The sequence below is a fragment of the Paracoccus aestuarii genome (assembly GCF_028553885.1).
GTDB classification, from domain to species: domain Bacteria; phylum Pseudomonadota; class Alphaproteobacteria; order Rhodobacterales; family Rhodobacteraceae; genus Paracoccus; species Paracoccus aestuarii.
On the sequence record NZ_CP067171.1, the window covers coordinates 82,319 to 99,229 of the forward strand.

The window sequence follows — 16,911 nt, forward strand, 5'->3', positions numbered from 1 at the left end:
GGCAAGAGGAGAGATCATGCAAGCCCTGACCCGCCCCCGCGGCGTGCTGCACATCCGCGCCCAAGGGCCCGAGGATGCGCCCGCCCTGATCCTGGCCAATTCGCTCGGGACCGACCTGCGCCTGTGGGATGGGCTGATGCCGCATCTGGGGCGCTATCGCGTGATCCGCTATGACAAGCAGGGGCATGGGCTTTCGGGCCTGTGGGATGGCACGACCCTGGCCGATCACACCGCCGATGCCGCGGCGATCGCGGAATGGGTCGGGCGGCCCGTGACGCTGATCGGCTGTTCCATCGGTGGGCTGATCGGCCAGCGGCTGGCGGCGACCCGTCCCGACCTCGTGCGCGCGCTGGTCCTGTCGAACAGCGCCGCGCGAATGGGCACGCCCAAGGGCTGGCGCGACCGCATCGCCGCGGTGCGCGCGGGCGGCACCGCCGTCATCGCCGATGCGGTGATGGAGCGCTGGTTCGCCCCCGCCTTTCGCCGGACGCCCGAACTGGCCCTGTGGCAGGCGATGCTGGCCCGGACGCCTGCGGATGGCTATGCCGCCGCCTGCCAGGCGCTGGCGGGCGCGGATCAGACCGATGCGACCGCCGCGCTGCGCCTGCCGGTGATGGTGGTCGCGGGCGGGCAGGACGGCGCTTCGCCGCCCGATCAGGTGCGCGCCACGGCGGACCTCATCCCCGGCGCGCGGTTCCACCTGATCCCCGAGGCCGGCCATCTGCCCTGCGTCGAGACGCCGGACGCTTTGGCCGCCGCCATCCTGCCCTTTCTGGAGGACCATGCATGACCACCCTTTCCGACACCGGCACGGCCACGCGCGGCCGCGTGCTGGGCGCGGCCCATGTGGATCGCGCCCAGGCTGCGACCACGCCCTTCGACGCGCCCTTCCAGGACCTGATTACCGATGCGGCCTGGGGCCATGTCTGGTCGCGCGACACCATCACCCTGCGTGAACGGTCGATGATGACCATCGCGCTGCTGGCGGGCCTGGGCAATGACGGCGAGCTGGCGCTGCATCTGCGCGCCATCCCCAATACCGGGGCCAGCCGCGACGACGTGATCGAGGCGCTGCTGCATGTCGCCATCTATGCCGGCGTGCCCCGCGCCAACCATGCCATCAAGCTGGCCCGCGAGATCTTTGCTCAGGCCGACGCAGAGGAGGACTCCGCATGACCCTGGTCCAGCGCGACCGCACTTGGCACCCCCCGGCGCTGGCGCCCGATTACAAGACATCCGTCGCGCGCAGCCCGCGCCAGGCGATGCTGTCGCTGGAGGCGACGCCGTCGGAGCTGACCGGCCCGCGCTTCGGCCATGACGACATCGCGCCGGGCGACAACGATCTGATCACCAACTATGCCAGGACGGGCGATCCGGTGGGCGAACGCATCATCGTGCATGGCCGCGTGCTGGACGAGAACCGCCGCCCCGTTCCCCATACCCTGGTCGAGATCTGGCAGGCCAATGCCGGCGGGCGATACCGCCACAAGAAGGACGCCTATCTGGCGCCGGTCGATCCGAATTTCGGCGGCTGCGGGCGGACCCTGACCGATGCCGACGGCCGCTACGCCTTCCGCACGATCAAGCCCGGCGCCTATCCCTGGCGCAACTGGGTGAACAACTGGCGGCCCGCGCATATCCATGTCTCGGTCTTCGGGACCAGCTTCGCGCAGCGGCTGATCACCCAGATGTATTTCGAGGGCGACCCGCTGATCGCCCATTGCCCCATCGTGAAGTCGATCCCCGACCCCCGCGCGATCGCGGCGCTGATCGCGCCCCTGGACCTGAACGAGGCCCGGCCGCTGGATTGCCTGGCCTATCGCTTCGACATCGTGCTGCGCGGGCGACGCTCGACATTCTTCGAAAACCGGCCGGAGGGGAACTGATGGATTACCTGAAGGAGACACCCTCGCAGACGGCGGGACCCTATGTGCATATCGGGCTGGCCCCGGCGGCGGCGGGGTTCGACGCCTATGACCGCGAGCTGGGCTTCGATCCCGTCCCGGGTGACGTGCCGGGCGATCGCATCCGCATCACCGGGCGGGTGATCGACGGGATGGGCGCGCCGGTCAAGGACGTGCTGATCGAGACCTGGCAGGCCGATGCCGCAGGCCTCTATCCCGGCCAGCCGGGGGCGGCGGCGGGGTTTCGCGGCTGGTCCCGCGTGGTCCCCGATTTCGAGACGGGCGACTTCGTCATCGACACGATCCGCCCCGGCGCCCATGGCCGCCACGCGCCGCATATCGCGCTGTGGCTGGTCGCGCGGGGCATCAATGTCGGCCTGCAGACGCGGGTCTATCTGCCCGATGCGGACAACGATGCCGATCCGGTCCTGAACCTGATCGAGCAGCCGCATCGCCGCCGCAGCCTGATCGCCACGGGCGAGGGCGGCGCCTATCACTTCGACATTCACCTGCAAGGTGACCAAGAGACGGTATTTCTGGATGTCTGATCCCTGCATCATCTGCGTGGCCATCACCGGCAGCCTGCCCACCAAGGCCAACAACCCCGCCGTGCCCATCACCATCGCCGAACAGGTGGAATCGACGCAGGAGGCCTTCGAGGCCGGGGCCAGCATCGTCCATGCCCATGTCCGCGACGACGAGGGCCGCCCGACCAGCCACCCCGACCGCTTCGCGCGCCTGATGGAGGGGATCCGCACCCATTGCCCCGGCATGATCGTCCAGCTGTCCACCGGCGGCCGGTCCGGCGCGGGGCGCGACCGGGGCGGCATGCTGCCTCTGTCGCCCGACATGGCCAGCCTGGCGGTAGGGTCGAACAACTTCCCCACGCGAGTCTACGAGAACGCGCCCGATCTGGTCGACTGGCTGGCGTCCGAGATGGCGACCCATGGCGTCATGCCGGAGATCGAGGCCTTCGATCTGTCCCATATCCTGCAGGCCCATGCGATGTGGAAGGACGGGCGGCTGCGGACCCGGCCCTATGTGCAGTTCGTGATGGGGGTCAAGAACGCCATGCCCGCCGATCGCGACGTGTTCGATTACTATATCCGCACGGTGCGGCGGCTGTTCGGTCAGGATGCGCCGTGGTGCGCGGCGGGGATCGGGGCGAACCAGATCCAGCTGAACGAATGGTCGGTCGCCGCGGGCGGCCATGCCCGCACCGGGCTGGAGGATAACGTCCGCCTGGACCGCGACCGGCTGGCCCCCTCGAACGCCGCTCTGGTGCGGCGGGTGGTCGAGATCTGCGACCGTCACGACCGCCCCGTGGCCGATTGGCGACAGGCCCGCGCGATCCTGGGCCTGGCCGCCGCATGACCGGCCCGGCATCCAGCCCCATCCATGCGGGTCTGTTCGGCGATGCCGAAACCGCCGCCCTGCTGACCCCGGAGGCCGAGATCGCCGCCATGATCCGGGTCGAGGCCGCGCTGGCCGTGGCGCAGTCCCGCATCGGGGTGATCCCCGCCGATGCGGGGGCGGCCATCGCGACGGCCTGCAGCGCGATGACCGTGACGCCCGCGGATCTGGCCCAGGCCAGCGCCCGCGACGGGGTGCCGGTGCCGGGCCTGGTGCGGGTGATGCGCGACCGGATCGGCGGGGATGCGGCGCAATACCTGCATTGGGGCGCGACCAGCCAAGACATCGTGGACACGGAGCTGGCCCTGCGGCTGCGCGACATGCTGGATCTGTGGCAAGGGCGGCTGCGCGGGCTGACGGGCGATCTGGCCGCGATGGCGGGCGATCACGCCGATCTCGCCATGGCCGCGCGGACCTATGGCCAGGTGGCGGTGCCGACCAGCTTCGGCGCGGTGGCGGCGGGCTGGGGCTGGCCCCTGACCGATCACGACGCGGCGCTGGCGGGGCTGCGGGACCGGGTGCTGCGCCTGTCGCTGTCGGGCGCCGCGGGGACCTTGTCGGCGATGGGGCCCGACGGGCCTGCGGTGCGCGCGGCCTTGGCCGCCGATCTGGGCCTGGCCGATCCCGGCCATGGCTGGCACAGCGACCGGTCGGGGCTGGCCGCGCTGGCGGGCTGGACGGCGGGGCTGGGGGCGTCCTTGGGCAAGATGGCCGAGGACCTGCTGCTGATGACCCAGAGCGGCCAGTCCCTGCTGCGGATCGAGGGGGCGGGCGGGTCGTCGACCATGCCGCAGAAGCAGAACCCGGTGGGGCCATCGGCGCTGGCGGCGCTGTCGCGGCAGGTGCTGGGCCTGTCGGGGATGCTGCCCGCGACCGGCCTGCACCGGCAGGCGCGCGACGGGGCGGCCTGGTTCACCGAATGGCTGATCCTGCCGCCGCTGGCCATGGCCACGGGGGCGATGCTGGCCCGGGCGGGCGGGGTGCTGGCCAGCCTGCGGCCCGATGCGGATGCGATGGCGCGCGATCTGGGGCAGGGGCACGGCACCATCCATGCCGAAGCACTGGCCTTTGCCCTGACCGATTTGGGCCATCCCCGGACCCGCGCCGCGGCCGAGGTGGCGGAGCTGTCCCGCCAGGCCCTGGCCCAGGGGCGCGACCTGACCGATCTGGCCGCCGAACGCTGGCCCGGCCATGACTGGCCCGCGCTGATCGCGCCGCGCCTTCTGGGCACCGCCCCGGCCGAGGCGCGCGATTTCGCCGCCCGGCACCGCCGCCCCGTCTGAGGGCGGCGGGCTTGTCCCCGCCCGGCGGGATGTCTAGGTCCAGCAGGCCCCCGACGCCGCAAAGGCCCGCCATGTCCGCCGACACGACCTTTCTGGACACGCTGCTGCATGTCATCCGAACCCTGCGCCGCAGCTATGACCAGCGGGCGCGGGATGTGGGTCTGACCCTGTCGCGGGCCCGCGCGCTCGGGGCCTTGGCGCGCCACCATGCCTTGGGCAATCCCCCCGTCACCCAGGCCGAGCTGGCGGCCGAGCTGTCCATCGAGCCGCCGACCCTCAAACGCCAGATCGACGCGCTGGTGGCCGACGGATTCGTCGCCCGCCAGCCCTTGGCGGGGGATGCGCGCAAGAACGCGCTGATCCTGACCGCGCGGGGCCGCGACAGCGCCATCGCCGAACATACCGACCATCTGCGCCGCGAGGTGCTGCGCGGCATCCCCCCCGAGGATCTGGACCAGGCCGCCCGGACTCTGGCCCGCATCGCGCAAAACCTGGACCGGCTGTCGCGGGACTGACCGCTCAGCCGTCCTGCAGGCGCAAACGGTAGTCCGAGGGCGATTCCCCCATCCGCCGCCGGAACCGGCGCGAGAAATAGGACGGGTCGCCAAAGCCCAAGCGATAGCCGATCTGCGCCACCGGCATCCGGGTGAAGGCGATCAGGCGGCAGGCCTCGGCCATGGTCGCGGCCTCCAGATGGGCGGTCAGGCTGTGACCCTTGGCGGCGCGGATGATCCGGTTCAGATGGCTGGTCGTCACGTTCATCGCCGCCGCATAGTCCCGCGCCGTCCAGCCGCGGCCCAGATTGGCGGCGATCAGCGATTCCAGCCGGGTCAGGGCATGGCCCGCAGGGGGGGCCGCGGCGTCGCTCTCCTCGGCCAAGCTGGCCAGCAGGACCTGGGTCAGCCCGACCAGCTGCTGGGCGCGAAATGTGCCAGCGCCCGCATGGACCGCCTGCAGGTCGTCCATCAGCGTCCCGGCCCGCGCGCCCACCCGCCCGCGCCGCACCGCGCCCAGCCATGGCGCCATATCGGGCATCATCCCCGCCGTCACGGGGCTGGGAAAGGACAGGACCGCCCCTTCGGCCCCTTGGGAAAAGACGAAGCCATGCACCACCTGCGCGGGGATATAGAGGTAATCCCCCGCCCGCAGCCGCATCGCCTCGCCATCGGCGCGGGCCTGCGCCTCGCCCCCCTCGATGCGCAGGATCTGGGACATCTGGGGGTGGCGATGCGGGGTGATCACCCAGTCATGCAGCCGCGCGCGGTCCAGCACGCGTTCGCAATGCACGACATCGGGAAAGGCGCTGGTTTCGCCATAGAGGGAAAAGACCGGGATCATGCGCGAAAAGTACCACTCAATGCCGGGCGCGTCCATTCGCGCCGGACCGGCCCGGCGCTAGGCTGGGACCAGACAAGGGGGGAACGCGCCATGACCACCATCCGCAGCCAGGTCGCCATCATCGGCGGCGGCCCGTCGGGGCTGCTGCTGTCGCAGCTGCTGAACCGGGCGGGCATCGACACGGTCGTGCTGGAACGCGCCACCCGCGACCACGTCCTGTCGCGCATCCGGGCGGGCATCCTGGAAAGCGGCACGGTGGACCTGCTGGCCGAGGCCGGGGTCGATGACCGCCTGCGGGCCGAGGGCATCCCCCATGACGGCTTCTGCCTGTCGGACGAGGACCGGATGATCCATGTTGACATCCATGCGCTGACCGGGCGGCAGGTCACTGTCTATGGCCAGACCGAGGTGACGCGCGACCTCTATCAGGCGCAGGATGCGATGGGCACCCGGATCCTGCACGGGGTCGAGGATGTGCGCATCACCGATCTGGACCAGCCCCGATCGGTCGTCACCTTCACCCATCAGGGCCGCGCCATGCGGCTGGAGGCCGAATTCGTCGCCGGTTGCGACGGGTTTCACGGCGTGTCGCGCCGCACCATTCCCGAGGATCGGCGCCGCGAATTCGAACGGGTCTATCCCTTCGGCTGGCTGGGCATCCTGGCGCGGATGGCGCCCTTGGCGCCCGAGCTGGTCTATGCCAATTCCCCCGACGGCTTTGCCCTGGCCTCCATGCGCAACGCCGCGCTGGTGCGGATGTATGTCCAGGTCCCCGCCACCGACCGCCCCGAGGACTGGTCCGACGAGCGGTTCTGGCAGGCCTTCGCGCGCCGCATCCCGGCCGAACTGGCCGCAGGCCTGACCCCCGCCCCCTCGATCGAGAAATCCATCGCGCCGCTGCGCAGCTTCGTCTCCGAGCCGCTGCGATGGGGCAACCTGTTCCTGGTCGGCGACAGCGCCCATATCGTGCCGCCGACCGGGGCCAAGGGGTTGAACCTGGCGGCCTCGGACGTGTTCTATCTGCACCAGGCGCTGATCGCGGCGCTGCGCGGCGGCGACCGGGCGGGCATCGACGGCTATTCCGACTGCGCGCTGGCGCGGATCTGGAAGGCGATGCGGTTCAGCTGGCAGATGACCACGATGCTGCACCGCTTCGACGGCGAGGACGGCTTTGCCGCCCAGATGCGCCGCGCGACGCTGGACCACCTGGCCCGGTCCGAGACCGCGCGCCGCGACCTGGCCGAGAATTACGTGGGCCTGCCCCTGTGAACCGGGGCGGGAAAGGGAGGACTCAATGACGCTATCCATGATCATCGACGGGCAGGACAGCCCCGCCGCATCCGGCGCGACCTATGACCGCCGCGACCCGGTGACGGGGGATGTGGCCACCACCGCCCCCGCCGCGGGCCCGGACGACATGCGCCGGGCGGTGGATGCGGCGGCGGCGGCCTTTCCCGCCTGGTCCGCCACCGGCCCGGGCGAGCGCCGCAAGCTGTTGTCCAAGGCCGCCGACGCGCTGGAGGAGATGACCCCCGAGATCATCCGCACCGCCATGGCCGAAACCGGGGCGACCGGCCCCTGGATCGGCTTCAACTGCAGCCTGGCCGCCGGGATGCTGCGCGAGGCCGCGGCCATGACCACCCAGATCGCGGGCCAGATCATCCCGTCGAACAAGCCCGGCACCCTGGCCATGGCGCAGCGGCGCCCGCATGGCGTCTGCCTGGGGATCGCGCCGTGGAACGCCCCGGTCATCCTGGGCACGCGGGCGGTGGCCATGCCCATCGCCTGCGGCAACACCGTGGTGCTGAAGGCCTCCGAGATGTGCCCCGCCACCCATATGGCCATCGGCGAGGCCTTCCGCCGCGCGGGCTTTCCGCCGGGCGTGCTGAACGTGGTGACGAACGCCCCCGACGATGCCGCCGCGGTGGTCGAGGCGCTGGTCGGCGACGACCGCCTCAGGCATGTGAACTTCACCGGATCGACCAAGGTCGGGCGCATCATCGCCCGCCTGGCCGCCGAGGGGCTGAAGCCCGCCCTGCTGGAACTGGGCGGCAAGGCGCCGCTGATCGTGCTGGACGATGCGGATGTGGATGCGGCGGTGAACGGCGCGGCCTTCGGCGCCTTCATGAACCAGGGACAGATCTGCATGTCCACCGAACGCATCATCGTCCAGCAGGGGATCGCCGACCGCTTCGTCGCGGCGCTGGTCGACAAGGTCCGCGGCCTGCCCGCGGGCGATCCGCGGGGCGAGGTCGTCCTGGGCGCCCTGGTCACCCCGGAGGCGGCCGGCCGGATGGACGACATCATCGCCGACGCCACCGCCAAGGGCGGGCGGGTGATCGCCGGGGGCGGCCGCGACGGCGCCGTGGTCGAGGCGACGCTGATCGACCATGTCACCCCCGACATGACCGTCTATGCCGAGGAAAGCTTCGGCCCCGTCAAGCCGATCATCCGCGTGGCCGATGACGACGAGGCCGTGCGGGTGGCCAATGACACGCCCTACGGGCTGTCGGCGGCGGTCTATGGCGGCGACCTGACGCGCGCGATGCGCGTGGCCGACCGGATCGACAGCGGCATCTGCCACATCAACGGCCCGACCGTGGGCGACGAGGCGCAGATGCCCTTTGGCGGGGTCAAGGATTCGGGCTATGGCCGGTTTGGCGGCACCGCGGCCATCGACGCCTTCACCTGGCTGCGTTGGGTCACGATCGAGGACCCGCATCAGCATTACCCCTTCTGACCGGTCAGCCGCGGCAGGCCTGCCAGATCAGCTCGCGCAGCCAGCGATGCAGGGCCGAGGCGTTCGTGTCGGCCGCCCAACCGATGCGCAGGTCGAACCGGCCCCCGAACGGACAGTCCCGCAGGACCAGCCGCGCCCCGAGCCGCGCGCCCAGCCTGCGCGGCACCGTCGCCACCAGATCCGACCCCGCGATCAGCGTGTCCAGCCCGGCGGGGCTGGGCACGGTGATCGCGGGCGTCAGGCGATGGCCCGCGGCCTCGATCTCCTGCAGATAGGCGGACCGCCATGTGCCGCCATACTGGATCAGCACATGGGCCAGCGACAGATAGGCGGCCTCGTCCAGCTCCGGGCCGCGGGCGGCGGGATGGGCGGGATCCATCAGGCAGGCGTAATCCTCGGGATAGAGGCGGCGGGAATGGAACCCCGCCCCCGCGGGCGCGAAGGGGCCGACCAGCACATCCGCCTCGCGCGACAGCAGGCGCAGATGCCCGTCCCCGGCGGCGTTGATCACCGCCACCGTCATCCGCGGCGCCGCCTGCCGGATCGCCGCGACGATGCGCGGGATCAGCAGCACCCGTTCGTAATAATTGCAGGCGATCGTCACGTTGCGCGTCGATCGGGCGGGATCGAAGGCGTCGGGGCGCACCATCTCCTCCATCGCGGCCAGGATCGTGCCGGTGCCCGCCAGCAGGGCGGCGCAGCGTTCCGTCGCCACCTGCGCCCCGCCTTGGCGCACGAAGAGCGGATCGCCGAAACAGGCCCGCAGCTTGCCCATGGTATAGCTGACCGCCGACTGGTTCACGCCCAACCGGTCCGCCGCCGCCGAGAAGGACCCCGCATCGCGCACGACCTGCAGCATCTCCAGCGCGGCGAAGTCCAGCGCGGCGGCCTCGGGGGGCAGGGTGGGGTGACGCATGACGGCCTCCATCGAATTTCCTGATGGATCATAACCGATCCATCGCATGGATCGAAACCCCCCGCATCGTCTAGCCTGACCCCGGAGGAGAGGAAGGGAGGATCTGGACGTGCCGCTTGCACCCCTGGACCGCACGATCACATTGGACCGACTGGCCCGCGACCCCTATCCGGTCTATCGCCGGTTGCGGGCGGAAAGCCCGGTGCTGCGCGTGGAATCGGTGGGCCGGACCCTGCTGACCAAGGCCGCGCTGACCAAGCTGGTCAAGGACGACCCGGAGCTGTTCAGCAGCGACGACCCCAACACCCCCATGCGCCCGGCCTTCCGCGCCCATACCCTGATGCGCAAGGACGGTGCCGAACATCTGGCCGAACGGCGCGCGATCTCCAAGGCGCTGACGCCCAAGCGGATCGTGGCGGATTGGGCACCGCTCTACGAACGCCTGGCCGAGGAATACATCGCCCGCCTGCCGCGGGGCGAGGTCGTGGATCTTTTCGCCGATCTCTGCGGGCCGCTTTCGGCGCGGATCCTGGCGCATATCCTGGGCATCCCGGAGGCCAGCGACGCGCAGATGATGCGCTGGTCCCAGCAGCTGATCGACGGGGCGGGCAATTTCGGCTGGCGCCCCGAGCCCTTCGCCGCATCCGACCGCGCCAATGACGAGATGGACGCCCTGTTCGACCGCGTGGGGCCCCGGCGGATCGCCGATCCCGACGGATCGGCCCTGTCGCTGATGCTGACGGCGGACAGCCCGATCCCGGTCTCCCAGATCCATGCCAACATCAAGATCGCCATCGGCGGCGGCATCAACGAGCCGCGCGACGCGATGGCCACGATCCTGTTCGGGCTGCTGACCAATCCCGACCAGCTGGCCGAGGTGCGGGCCCGCGACGCCTGGTCCGAGGCCTTCGAGGAGGGCGTGCGATGGGTCGCCCCCATCCAGGCCAGCTCGCGCCTGGTGACGCGCGACACCCAGCTGGGCGGCTTCGACATTCCCGCCGGCGACACGGTCATGACCATCCAGGCCAGCGCGAACCGCGACGAGGAGATCTTCGAGCGGGGCGAGGAATTCCATGTCTTCCGCGCCAGGAACCCGCATCAGGCCTTCGGCAATGGCCCCCATCACTGCGCGGGCGCCCATGTCGCCCGGCGCACCGTCGGCAAGATCATCCTGCCGATGCTGTTCGACCGCTTTCCCGACATGCGCCTGCCCGATCCGGACGCGGTGCGCTGGCGCGGCTTCGGGTTCCGCGGCCCCGTCAACCTGCCCGTGCGGCTGAACTGACCAGAAAGGACGCCCCATGATCCGCGTGACCTTCACTGCCCCCGACGGACAGGCCACCACCATCGAGGCCGAGGACGGCCAGAGCGTGATGCAGGCCGCCGTCGCCCATGACATCGACGGCATCGTCGGCGAATGCGGCGGCGCGATGATGTGTGCGACCTGCCATTGCTATGTCGATGCCGCCTGGACCGCCCGCACCGGAGGCCCGTCCCCCGACGAGGCCGAGATGCTGGAGGGCGCCGCCGCCGAGGTCGACGACCGGTCCCGCCTGTCCTGCCAGATCCGGCTCGGGCCCGGGCTGTACGGGCTGGTGGTGCACCTGCCCGAGGAACAGATGTGACCCCGGCCGGGACCGTCATCATCGGCGCGGGGCAGGGCGGGCTGCAGCTGGCCGCTAGCCTGCGCCAGGCGGGCCATTCCGGTCCCGTGACCCTGGTCGGCGCCGAGGACGGCCTGCCCTATCAGCGCCCGCCCCTGTCCAAGGCCTTCCTGCTGGACGGCCGGGCCGAGGCGCTGATCCTGCGCCCGGCCGCCTTCTTCGCGTCCAAAGACATCACCTACCTGCCCGGGCACCGGGCCGAGGCGATCGACCGCGCCGCCCGCACCGTCACCCTGCATCATGCGGGCGGGCGGCGGGTGCTGCCCTATGACCACCTGGTCCTGGCCACCGGGTCGCGCAACCTGGTCCCGCCCCTGCCGGGGGCCGACACCGCCCTGGGCCTGCGCAGCATGGTCGATGCGCGGGCGCTGCGGGCGCGGCTGGCGGATGCCCGGCGGGTGGCGGTCATCGGGGCGGGCTTCATCGGGCTGGAATTCGCCGCCGTCGCCCGCGGCCTGGGGCTGGAGGTGGCGGTGATCGAGGCCGCCCCCCGCCCGATGGTCCGCACCCTGTCCGCGCCCATGGCCGCGACGCTGGCCGACTGGCACCGCGCGCAGGGCAGCGTCCTGCATCTGGGCCGCGCGGCCGCCGAGGTCGACCGGGGCGTGGTCCTGGAGGATGGCCGCCACATCCCCGCCGATCTGGTCGTCATCGCCGCGGGCGTCCGGCCCCGCACCGAACTGGCCGAGGCCGCCGGGCTGGAGGTCGCGGACGGCATCCGCGTCGACGGCCGGCTGCTGACGCGCGATCCCGCGATCTCGGCCTTCGGGGATTGCGCCTCGGTGCCCTCGGCCCGGACGGGGCGGCATCTGCGGCTGGAAAGCGTGCAGGCGGCGACCGACCAGGCCCGGCTGATCGCCGCGCGCATCGCGGGCGGGGCGCCCGCCGACTATGCCGCCCTGCCGTGGTTCTGGTCGGATCAGGGGGCCTGCAAGCTGCAGATCGCGGGCCATGCCGGACCGGGGGCCGAGGACCGCGTCCTGGCGCCCGGCACCGTGGCGCGGATCGACGAACACGGCCTGGCCGCCATCGAGACGCTGAACAATCCGCGCACCCATATGGCCGCGCGCCGCCACCTGTCATCGCCCCCGGACGGGGACGGGGCCCTGCTGGACCGCATCATCGCCGCCTGACACCGGCTTTCTTTGGGAGGAGAGAACCATGACCCGCACCATCACCCTGGCCGCCGCGCTGAGCCTGTCGGCGGGTGCCGCCCATGCGCAGGAACTGCGCTATGCCAACTGGGCCGCGCCCATGCACACGATCACCGCATCCCAGATCGACCCCATGGCCGAGGCGCTGTCCACGGGCACCGGCGGCGCGGTCACCCTGCGCGCCTATCACGGGGGCGAGCTGGGGGCGGGCCCGCAGGACCAGTTCGTGCGTGTGGTCCAAGGCACGGCCGATCTGGGCTGGGGCCTGCCCGGCTACACCTCGTCGCAATTCCCGCTGACGATGATGTTGGAGGCGCCGGGCGCGCTGCCCCTGGACGAACCCGTCCATGCCGCCTTCCGCCGCGCCGCCGATGCGGTCGAGGGCGAGTTTCCGATGACCGAGGTCCTGTCCTTCTGGGGCTCCGAGCCCAACATCCTGATGATGCGCGACCGCGAGATCCGCGCGCCGGGCGATCTGGCCGGGCTGAAGATCCGCGTTGCGGGGGCCATCGCAGCGGATGCCGTCGCGGCGCTTGGCGCGACGCCGGTCCAGATCCCGATGACCCAGGTCTATAACGGGCTGCAGACCGGGCTGATCGACGGGCTGGTCAGCGGCGGCTCGGTGCTGCAGGACTTCCGCTTGGACGCGGCGCGGCAGTCGGACGCCGTGACCGTCCACGACCTGCAGGGCGAGGAGGCCGCCGCCTTCGACGCCGCGATGGCCGAGGTGACCGAGGCCTATGTGGCCCGCGTCGGCGGCGCCGAGGTGCTGGCACGGATGCGCGGGGAATGATGCTGGACCGGCTGGTGCGGCTGTCGGACGCCCTGATCGCGCTGTCGGCGATGATCGGGACGGCGGGGCTGATCGTCGTCACCGGCGTCATCGTCGCGGATGTGACGGGGCGCAACCTGGGCGCGCCGCTCTTCGGGGCGCAGGACCTCGTGACGATGACCATGGTGCTGGTCGTCTTCGGGGGCATGGCGCTCTGCGACCGGACGGGCGGGCATATCGCGGTGGACATCTTCCAGCCGTGGTTCCCCGACCGGGTGAACCGCGCGATCGACGTGCTGGCCGCCCTTCTGGGGGCGGTGATCTTTCTGGCCATCGCCTATGCCGTCTTCCGCAGCGCCCAGCTGAGCCAGATGCTGAACCTGTCCACCAACCTGCTGCGCCTGCCCACGGCCTGGTTCCAGTTCGCGCTGGTCGGGCTGTCGCTGGTCAGCGCGCTGGCCCTGTCGCTGCGCGCGGCGGTCACGCTGATCCGCGGCGCGCCCCCCGCCCCCTGGCCCGGGGCCGACCCATGAGCCCCGTCGCCGCCGGACTGACCGGCATCGCCGTCCTGCTGGTGCTGCTGCTGATCCGCATCCCCGTGGCCTTCGCGATGTTCGCGGTGGGCTTTCTGGGCATCTGGTCCCTGAACGGGCTGCAGGCGGCGGTGGGCCTTCTGTCCTCCGAGACCTTCGCGCTGGCCTCGAATGCCGAGCTGATCGTCGTGCCGCTGTTCATCCTGATGGGCAACGTGGCCAGCGTCACCGGCATGAGCCGCAGTCTCTACGAGGCCGCCTATGCCACCATCGGCCGGATGCGCGGCGGGCTGGCCGCGGCCACCGTGATCGGCTGCGGCGGGTTTGCGGCGCTGTCGGGATCGTCGGTCGCATCCGCCCTGACCATGGGCCGCACCGCGCTGGTCGAGATGGACCGCTTCGGCTACAGCCGCCGCCTGTCCACGGGCGTGGTCGCGGCGGGCGGCACCTTGGGCATCCTGATCCCGCCCTCCACCGGCTTCGTCATCTATGCCATCCTGACGCAGCAGAGCATCGGCCGGCTGTTCATGGCGGGCGTGGTGCCGGGGCTGCTGCTGCTGTCGGCATTCCTGCTGACGGTGCTGATCCTCTGCGCGGTCTTTCCCGAGATGGGGCCCCGCGGCCCGGCCACCGACCGCGCGCAGAAGGCCCGCGCCTTTCTGGGGGCGGTGCCGATCCTGGCGGTGATCGTGACGACGATCGGCGGCATCTATTCCGGGTTCTTCTCGCCGACCGAGGCGGCGGGGGTGGGGGCGGCGATGGTCATCGTCTATGGCCTGACGACCGGGTCGCTGGACTGGCGGGGCTTCTGGAGGGCCGCGCGCAGCAGCACGGTGACCACCGCATCCGTCATGCTGATCCTGATCGCGGCCCATCTGATCAACCCCTTCATCGCGCTGAGCCACCTGCCCGCCGAGGTCAGCCGCCTGCTGGTCGGCGCCGATCTGGGGGTCTATGGCACGCTGCTGCTGATCCTGGCGGTCTATCTGGTGCTGGGCTGCTTTCTGGAGGGGCTGGCCATGCTGGTCCTGACGCTGCCGATCTTTCTGCCGGTGATCCTGCAGCTGGGCATCGACCCGATCTGGTTCGGGGTGCTGGTCGTCCTGACGCTGGAGATGGGGCTGATATCGCCCCCGGTGGGGATCAACGTCTTCGTGGTGAAATCCGTCGCGCGCCAGGTGCCGCTGATGGACATCTTCCGCGGCGTGCTGCCGTTCTGGGTCGCCATGCTGCTGACGCTGATGCTGCTGGTGGCGCTGCCGGGCCTGTCGCTGTGGCTGCCCGGGCTGATGTGATTGTCGTCCACTTGGCAAATATTTCCGCGTAAACTAACTGCAGGGAGGACCGAGATGACTGATTCGACCATTCGCCCCGCAGCCCTGTGGTCGCCGCGGATCACTTGGCAGGACCGCCCGGACGGCAGCATCGTCCTGCGCCAGAAGGACCCGCTCGGCGCCCATCCCGACCGGATGTCGGACCGCATCGCGCATTGGGCGGAGGCTGCCCCCGACCGGGTCTGGATGACCGAGCGCGGCCCCGACGGCGGCTGGCAAGGGGTCACCTATGGCGCGCTGGCCGGACATGTGCAGGCCATCGGGCAGGGGCTGCTGGATCTGGGCCTGTCGGTGGATCGGCCGCTGCTGATCCTGTCGGGCAATTCGGTGGGCCATGCGCTGATGGCGCTCGGGGCCCAGCATGCTGGCATCCCCTCGGCCGCGATCGCGCCGGCCTATGCGCTGGCCTCGGGCGATCATGACAAGCTGCGCGCGGTGCGCGACCAGATCACCCCCGGCGCCGTCTATGCCGAGGATGCGGCGCCCTTCGCCGCCGCCCTAGACGGCGTGCTGGCGGGCCTGCCGGTGATCGGGCGGCGGGGGCCCGTCGCCCTGACGTTGGAGGCGATCATGCGGACCCGCCCCGGACCCGGGGTCGCCGCGGCCCATGCGGCGACGGGGCCGGACACGGTGGCCAAGTTCATGTTCACCTCGGGCACGACGGGATCGCCCAAGGCGGTGATCACCACGCAGCGGATGCTGTGCGCCAATGCCGAACAATCGACCGACTGCTTCGCCTATCTGCGCGACGAGCCGCCGGTCGTGCTGGACTGGTCGCCCTGGAACCATGTCGCGGGGGGCAACAAGGTCTTCAACGTGACGCTCTACAACGGCGGCACGCTTCACATCGACGGCGGGCGTCCGACGCGCGAGGCCTTCGGCCAGACCATCGCCAACCTGCGCGAGATCCGCCCGACCTGGTACTGGAACGTCCCCTTCGGCTACGAGATGCTGGCCGAGGCGATGGAGGCCGACCCGGCGCTGGCGCGGTCCTTCTTTCACGACCTGAAGGTGATGTTCTATGCGGGCGCGGCGATGGCGCGCCACACCTAGGACAAGCTGGACGCCCTGTCGCGGCAGGTCCATGGCCGGCGCGTGCTGCTGACCACCGGGCTGGGATCGACCGAGACCGCGCCCTTCGCCATCTTCAACACCGATCCGGGGGCCGAGGCGGGCAATGTCGGCCTGCCCGCCCGCGACCTGATCCTGAAGCTGGTCCCCGTCGACGGCAAGTGGGAGGCCCGCGTCAAGGGTCCGAACGTCACCCCCGGCTATTGGCGCAACCCGGCCCTGACGGCCGAGGTCTTCGACGACGAGGGGTTCTTCTGCCTGGGCGACGCGCTGCGCTTCGCGGTGCCGGGCGATCCGTCCGCGGGGTTCTTCTTCGACGGGCGCGTGGCCGAGAACTTCAAGATGTCGACCGGGACCTGGGTGAATGTCGGTGCCCTGCGCGCCCGGCTGATCGACGCGATGAGCGGGCTGGTCCGCGACGCGGTCATCCTGGGCGAGGGGCAGGGCCGGCTGTCGGCGCTGCTGCTGCCCTTCCGCCCGGCGATCGAGCGGCTGATCCCGGGCGGCGCGGGGCTGTCCGATGCAGCCCTGCTGGCCCATCCCGACCTGCGCCGCGCGCTGGCCGCGGGGCTGTCCGCGCATAACGCCGCCCATCCGGGCCTGTCCCTGCGGATCGACCGGGCCATGGTCATCGACCGCCCGCTCAGCTTCGAGCGCGGCGAGGTGACCGACAAGGGATCGGTCAATCAGCGTGCCATCCGCAACGGCCGCCCCGACCTGGCCGCCCGGCTGGAGGCCGGGGGCGCGGAGGTGATCCGCCCCCTGGCCCAGCCCGCGACGGATTAGGTT

19 protein-coding genes are annotated in these 16,911 nt (G+C 71.2%); 17 read left to right on the forward strand and 2 right to left on the reverse strand.

The annotated features are described in order from the left end of the window. Positions 1 to 16 precede the first annotated feature (16 nt). The 7 genes from pcaD to JHW48_RS17490 all read left to right on the forward strand — a co-directional run bounded on the left by pcaD (position 17) and on the right by JHW48_RS17490 (position 5,115). Positions 17 to 790 carry a 3-oxoadipate enol-lactonase gene (gene pcaD / locus JHW48_RS17460; RefSeq protein WP_119887777.1) on the forward strand — a complete coding sequence of 258 codons (774 nt, stop codon included), beginning with the start codon at positions 17 to 19 and terminating at the stop codon, positions 788 to 790. Beyond that, positions 787 to 1,176 (forward strand): 4-carboxymuconolactone decarboxylase, encoded by a 390-nt coding sequence (gene pcaC, locus JHW48_RS17465; protein ID WP_119887776.1) that lies wholly within the window; start codon positions 787 to 789, stop codon positions 1,174 to 1,176. Before pcaD ends, pcaC begins: the two co-directional genes overlap by 4 nt. After that, positions 1,173 to 1,886: a protocatechuate 3,4-dioxygenase subunit beta gene (gene pcaH / locus JHW48_RS17470; protein ID WP_119887775.1), complete on the forward strand. Its 714-nt coding sequence runs from the start codon at positions 1,173 to 1,175 to the stop codon at positions 1,884 to 1,886. Before pcaC ends, pcaH begins: the two co-directional genes overlap by 4 nt. Beyond that, the gene (gene pcaG, locus JHW48_RS17475; protein WP_119887774.1) at positions 1,886 to 2,452 is read left to right on the forward strand and encodes a protocatechuate 3,4-dioxygenase subunit alpha; all 567 of its coding nucleotides are present in this window, start codon (positions 1,886 to 1,888) and stop codon (positions 2,450 to 2,452) included. The genes pcaH and pcaG overlap by 1 nt, the downstream gene beginning before the upstream one ends. Further along, positions 2,445 to 3,278: a 3-oxoadipate:acetyl-CoA acetyltransferase gene (locus tag JHW48_RS17480; RefSeq protein WP_119887773.1), complete on the forward strand. Its 834-nt coding sequence runs from the start codon at positions 2,445 to 2,447 to the stop codon at positions 3,276 to 3,278. Before pcaG ends, JHW48_RS17480 begins: the two co-directional genes overlap by 8 nt. Further along, positions 3,275 to 4,600, forward strand: a complete 1,326-nt coding sequence (locus tag JHW48_RS17485; protein ID WP_119887772.1) for a lyase family protein — start codon at positions 3,275 to 3,277, stop codon at positions 4,598 to 4,600. Before JHW48_RS17480 ends, JHW48_RS17485 begins: the two co-directional genes overlap by 4 nt. Before the next feature lie 71 nt (positions 4,601 to 4,671). Beyond that, positions 4,672 to 5,115 (forward strand): MarR family winged helix-turn-helix transcriptional regulator, encoded by a 444-nt coding sequence (locus JHW48_RS17490; RefSeq protein ID WP_119887771.1) that lies wholly within the window; start codon positions 4,672 to 4,674, stop codon positions 5,113 to 5,115. 4 nt (positions 5,116 to 5,119) lie between these two features. On the opposite strand, the gene JHW48_RS17495 is transcribed toward JHW48_RS17490, so the two are convergent. Then, positions 5,120 to 5,974, reverse strand: a complete 855-nt coding sequence (locus tag JHW48_RS17495) for a helix-turn-helix domain-containing protein (protein WP_272835907.1) — start codon at positions 5,972 to 5,974, stop codon at positions 5,120 to 5,122. Positions 5,975 to 6,028: 54 nt separating this feature from the next. Between JHW48_RS17495 and pobA the strand changes: the two genes are divergently transcribed. Together pobA and JHW48_RS17505 are read left to right on the forward strand one after the other, a co-directional pair. Further along, positions 6,029 to 7,207 carry a 4-hydroxybenzoate 3-monooxygenase gene (gene pobA, locus JHW48_RS17500; protein WP_119887904.1) on the forward strand — a complete coding sequence of 393 codons (1,179 nt, stop codon included), beginning with the start codon at positions 6,029 to 6,031 and terminating at the stop codon, positions 7,205 to 7,207. Between the two features lie 25 nt (positions 7,208 to 7,232). Next, complete coding sequence (locus JHW48_RS17505; RefSeq protein ID WP_272835908.1) at positions 7,233 to 8,678, forward strand: aldehyde dehydrogenase; 1,446 nt, start codon at positions 7,233 to 7,235, stop codon at positions 8,676 to 8,678. 4 nt (positions 8,679 to 8,682) lie between these two features. On the opposite strand, the gene JHW48_RS17510 is transcribed toward JHW48_RS17505, so the two are convergent. Further along, entirely contained in the window at positions 8,683 to 9,594 is a 912-nt protein-coding gene (locus tag JHW48_RS17510) for a LysR family transcriptional regulator (RefSeq protein WP_119886917.1), read from the reverse strand. Positions 9,595 to 9,703: 109 nt separating this feature from the next. On the opposite strand from JHW48_RS17510, the gene JHW48_RS17515 reads away from it, so the two are divergent. Genes JHW48_RS17515 through JHW48_RS18595 form a run of 8 tightly spaced genes read left to right on the forward strand, consistent with a single transcriptional unit; the run spans position 9,704 to position 16,908 of the window. Further along, positions 9,704 to 10,879 carry a cytochrome P450 gene (locus tag JHW48_RS17515; protein ID WP_119886908.1) on the forward strand — a complete coding sequence of 392 codons (1,176 nt, stop codon included), beginning with the start codon at positions 9,704 to 9,706 and terminating at the stop codon, positions 10,877 to 10,879. Positions 10,880 to 10,895: 16 nt separating this feature from the next. Next, positions 10,896 to 11,219 carry a 2Fe-2S iron-sulfur cluster-binding protein gene (locus tag JHW48_RS17520; protein WP_119886909.1) on the forward strand — a complete coding sequence of 108 codons (324 nt, stop codon included), beginning with the start codon at positions 10,896 to 10,898 and terminating at the stop codon, positions 11,217 to 11,219. Next, complete coding sequence (locus tag JHW48_RS17525) at positions 11,216 to 12,391, forward strand: FAD-dependent oxidoreductase (RefSeq protein WP_119886910.1); 1,176 nt, start codon at positions 11,216 to 11,218, stop codon at positions 12,389 to 12,391. The genes JHW48_RS17520 and JHW48_RS17525 overlap by 4 nt, the downstream gene beginning before the upstream one ends. 28 nt (positions 12,392 to 12,419) lie before the next feature. After that, positions 12,420 to 13,205, forward strand: coding sequence for a TRAP transporter substrate-binding protein DctP (dctP, locus tag JHW48_RS17530; RefSeq protein WP_119886911.1), 786 nt, complete (start codon positions 12,420 to 12,422; stop codon positions 13,203 to 13,205). After that, on the forward strand, positions 13,202 to 13,717 hold the full coding sequence (locus tag JHW48_RS17535; protein ID WP_272835893.1) for a TRAP transporter small permease: 516 nt from the start codon (positions 13,202 to 13,204) through the stop codon (positions 13,715 to 13,717). Before dctP ends, JHW48_RS17535 begins: the two co-directional genes overlap by 4 nt. Next, the gene (locus JHW48_RS17540) at positions 13,714 to 15,012 is read left to right on the forward strand and encodes a TRAP transporter large permease (RefSeq protein WP_119886912.1); all 1,299 of its coding nucleotides are present in this window, start codon (positions 13,714 to 13,716) and stop codon (positions 15,010 to 15,012) included. Before JHW48_RS17535 ends, JHW48_RS17540 begins: the two co-directional genes overlap by 4 nt. Positions 15,013 to 15,066: 54 nt before the next feature. Next, positions 15,067 to 16,104: an AMP-binding protein gene (locus JHW48_RS18590; protein ID WP_336390910.1), complete on the forward strand. Its 1,038-nt coding sequence runs from the start codon at positions 15,067 to 15,069 to the stop codon at positions 16,102 to 16,104. Positions 16,105 to 16,146: 42 nt separating this feature from the next. Then, a complete protein-coding gene (locus tag JHW48_RS18595) occupies positions 16,147 to 16,908 on the forward strand; it encodes a hypothetical protein (protein WP_336390911.1) in 762 nt (253 codons plus the stop codon). Positions 16,909 to 16,911 lie beyond the last annotated feature (3 nt).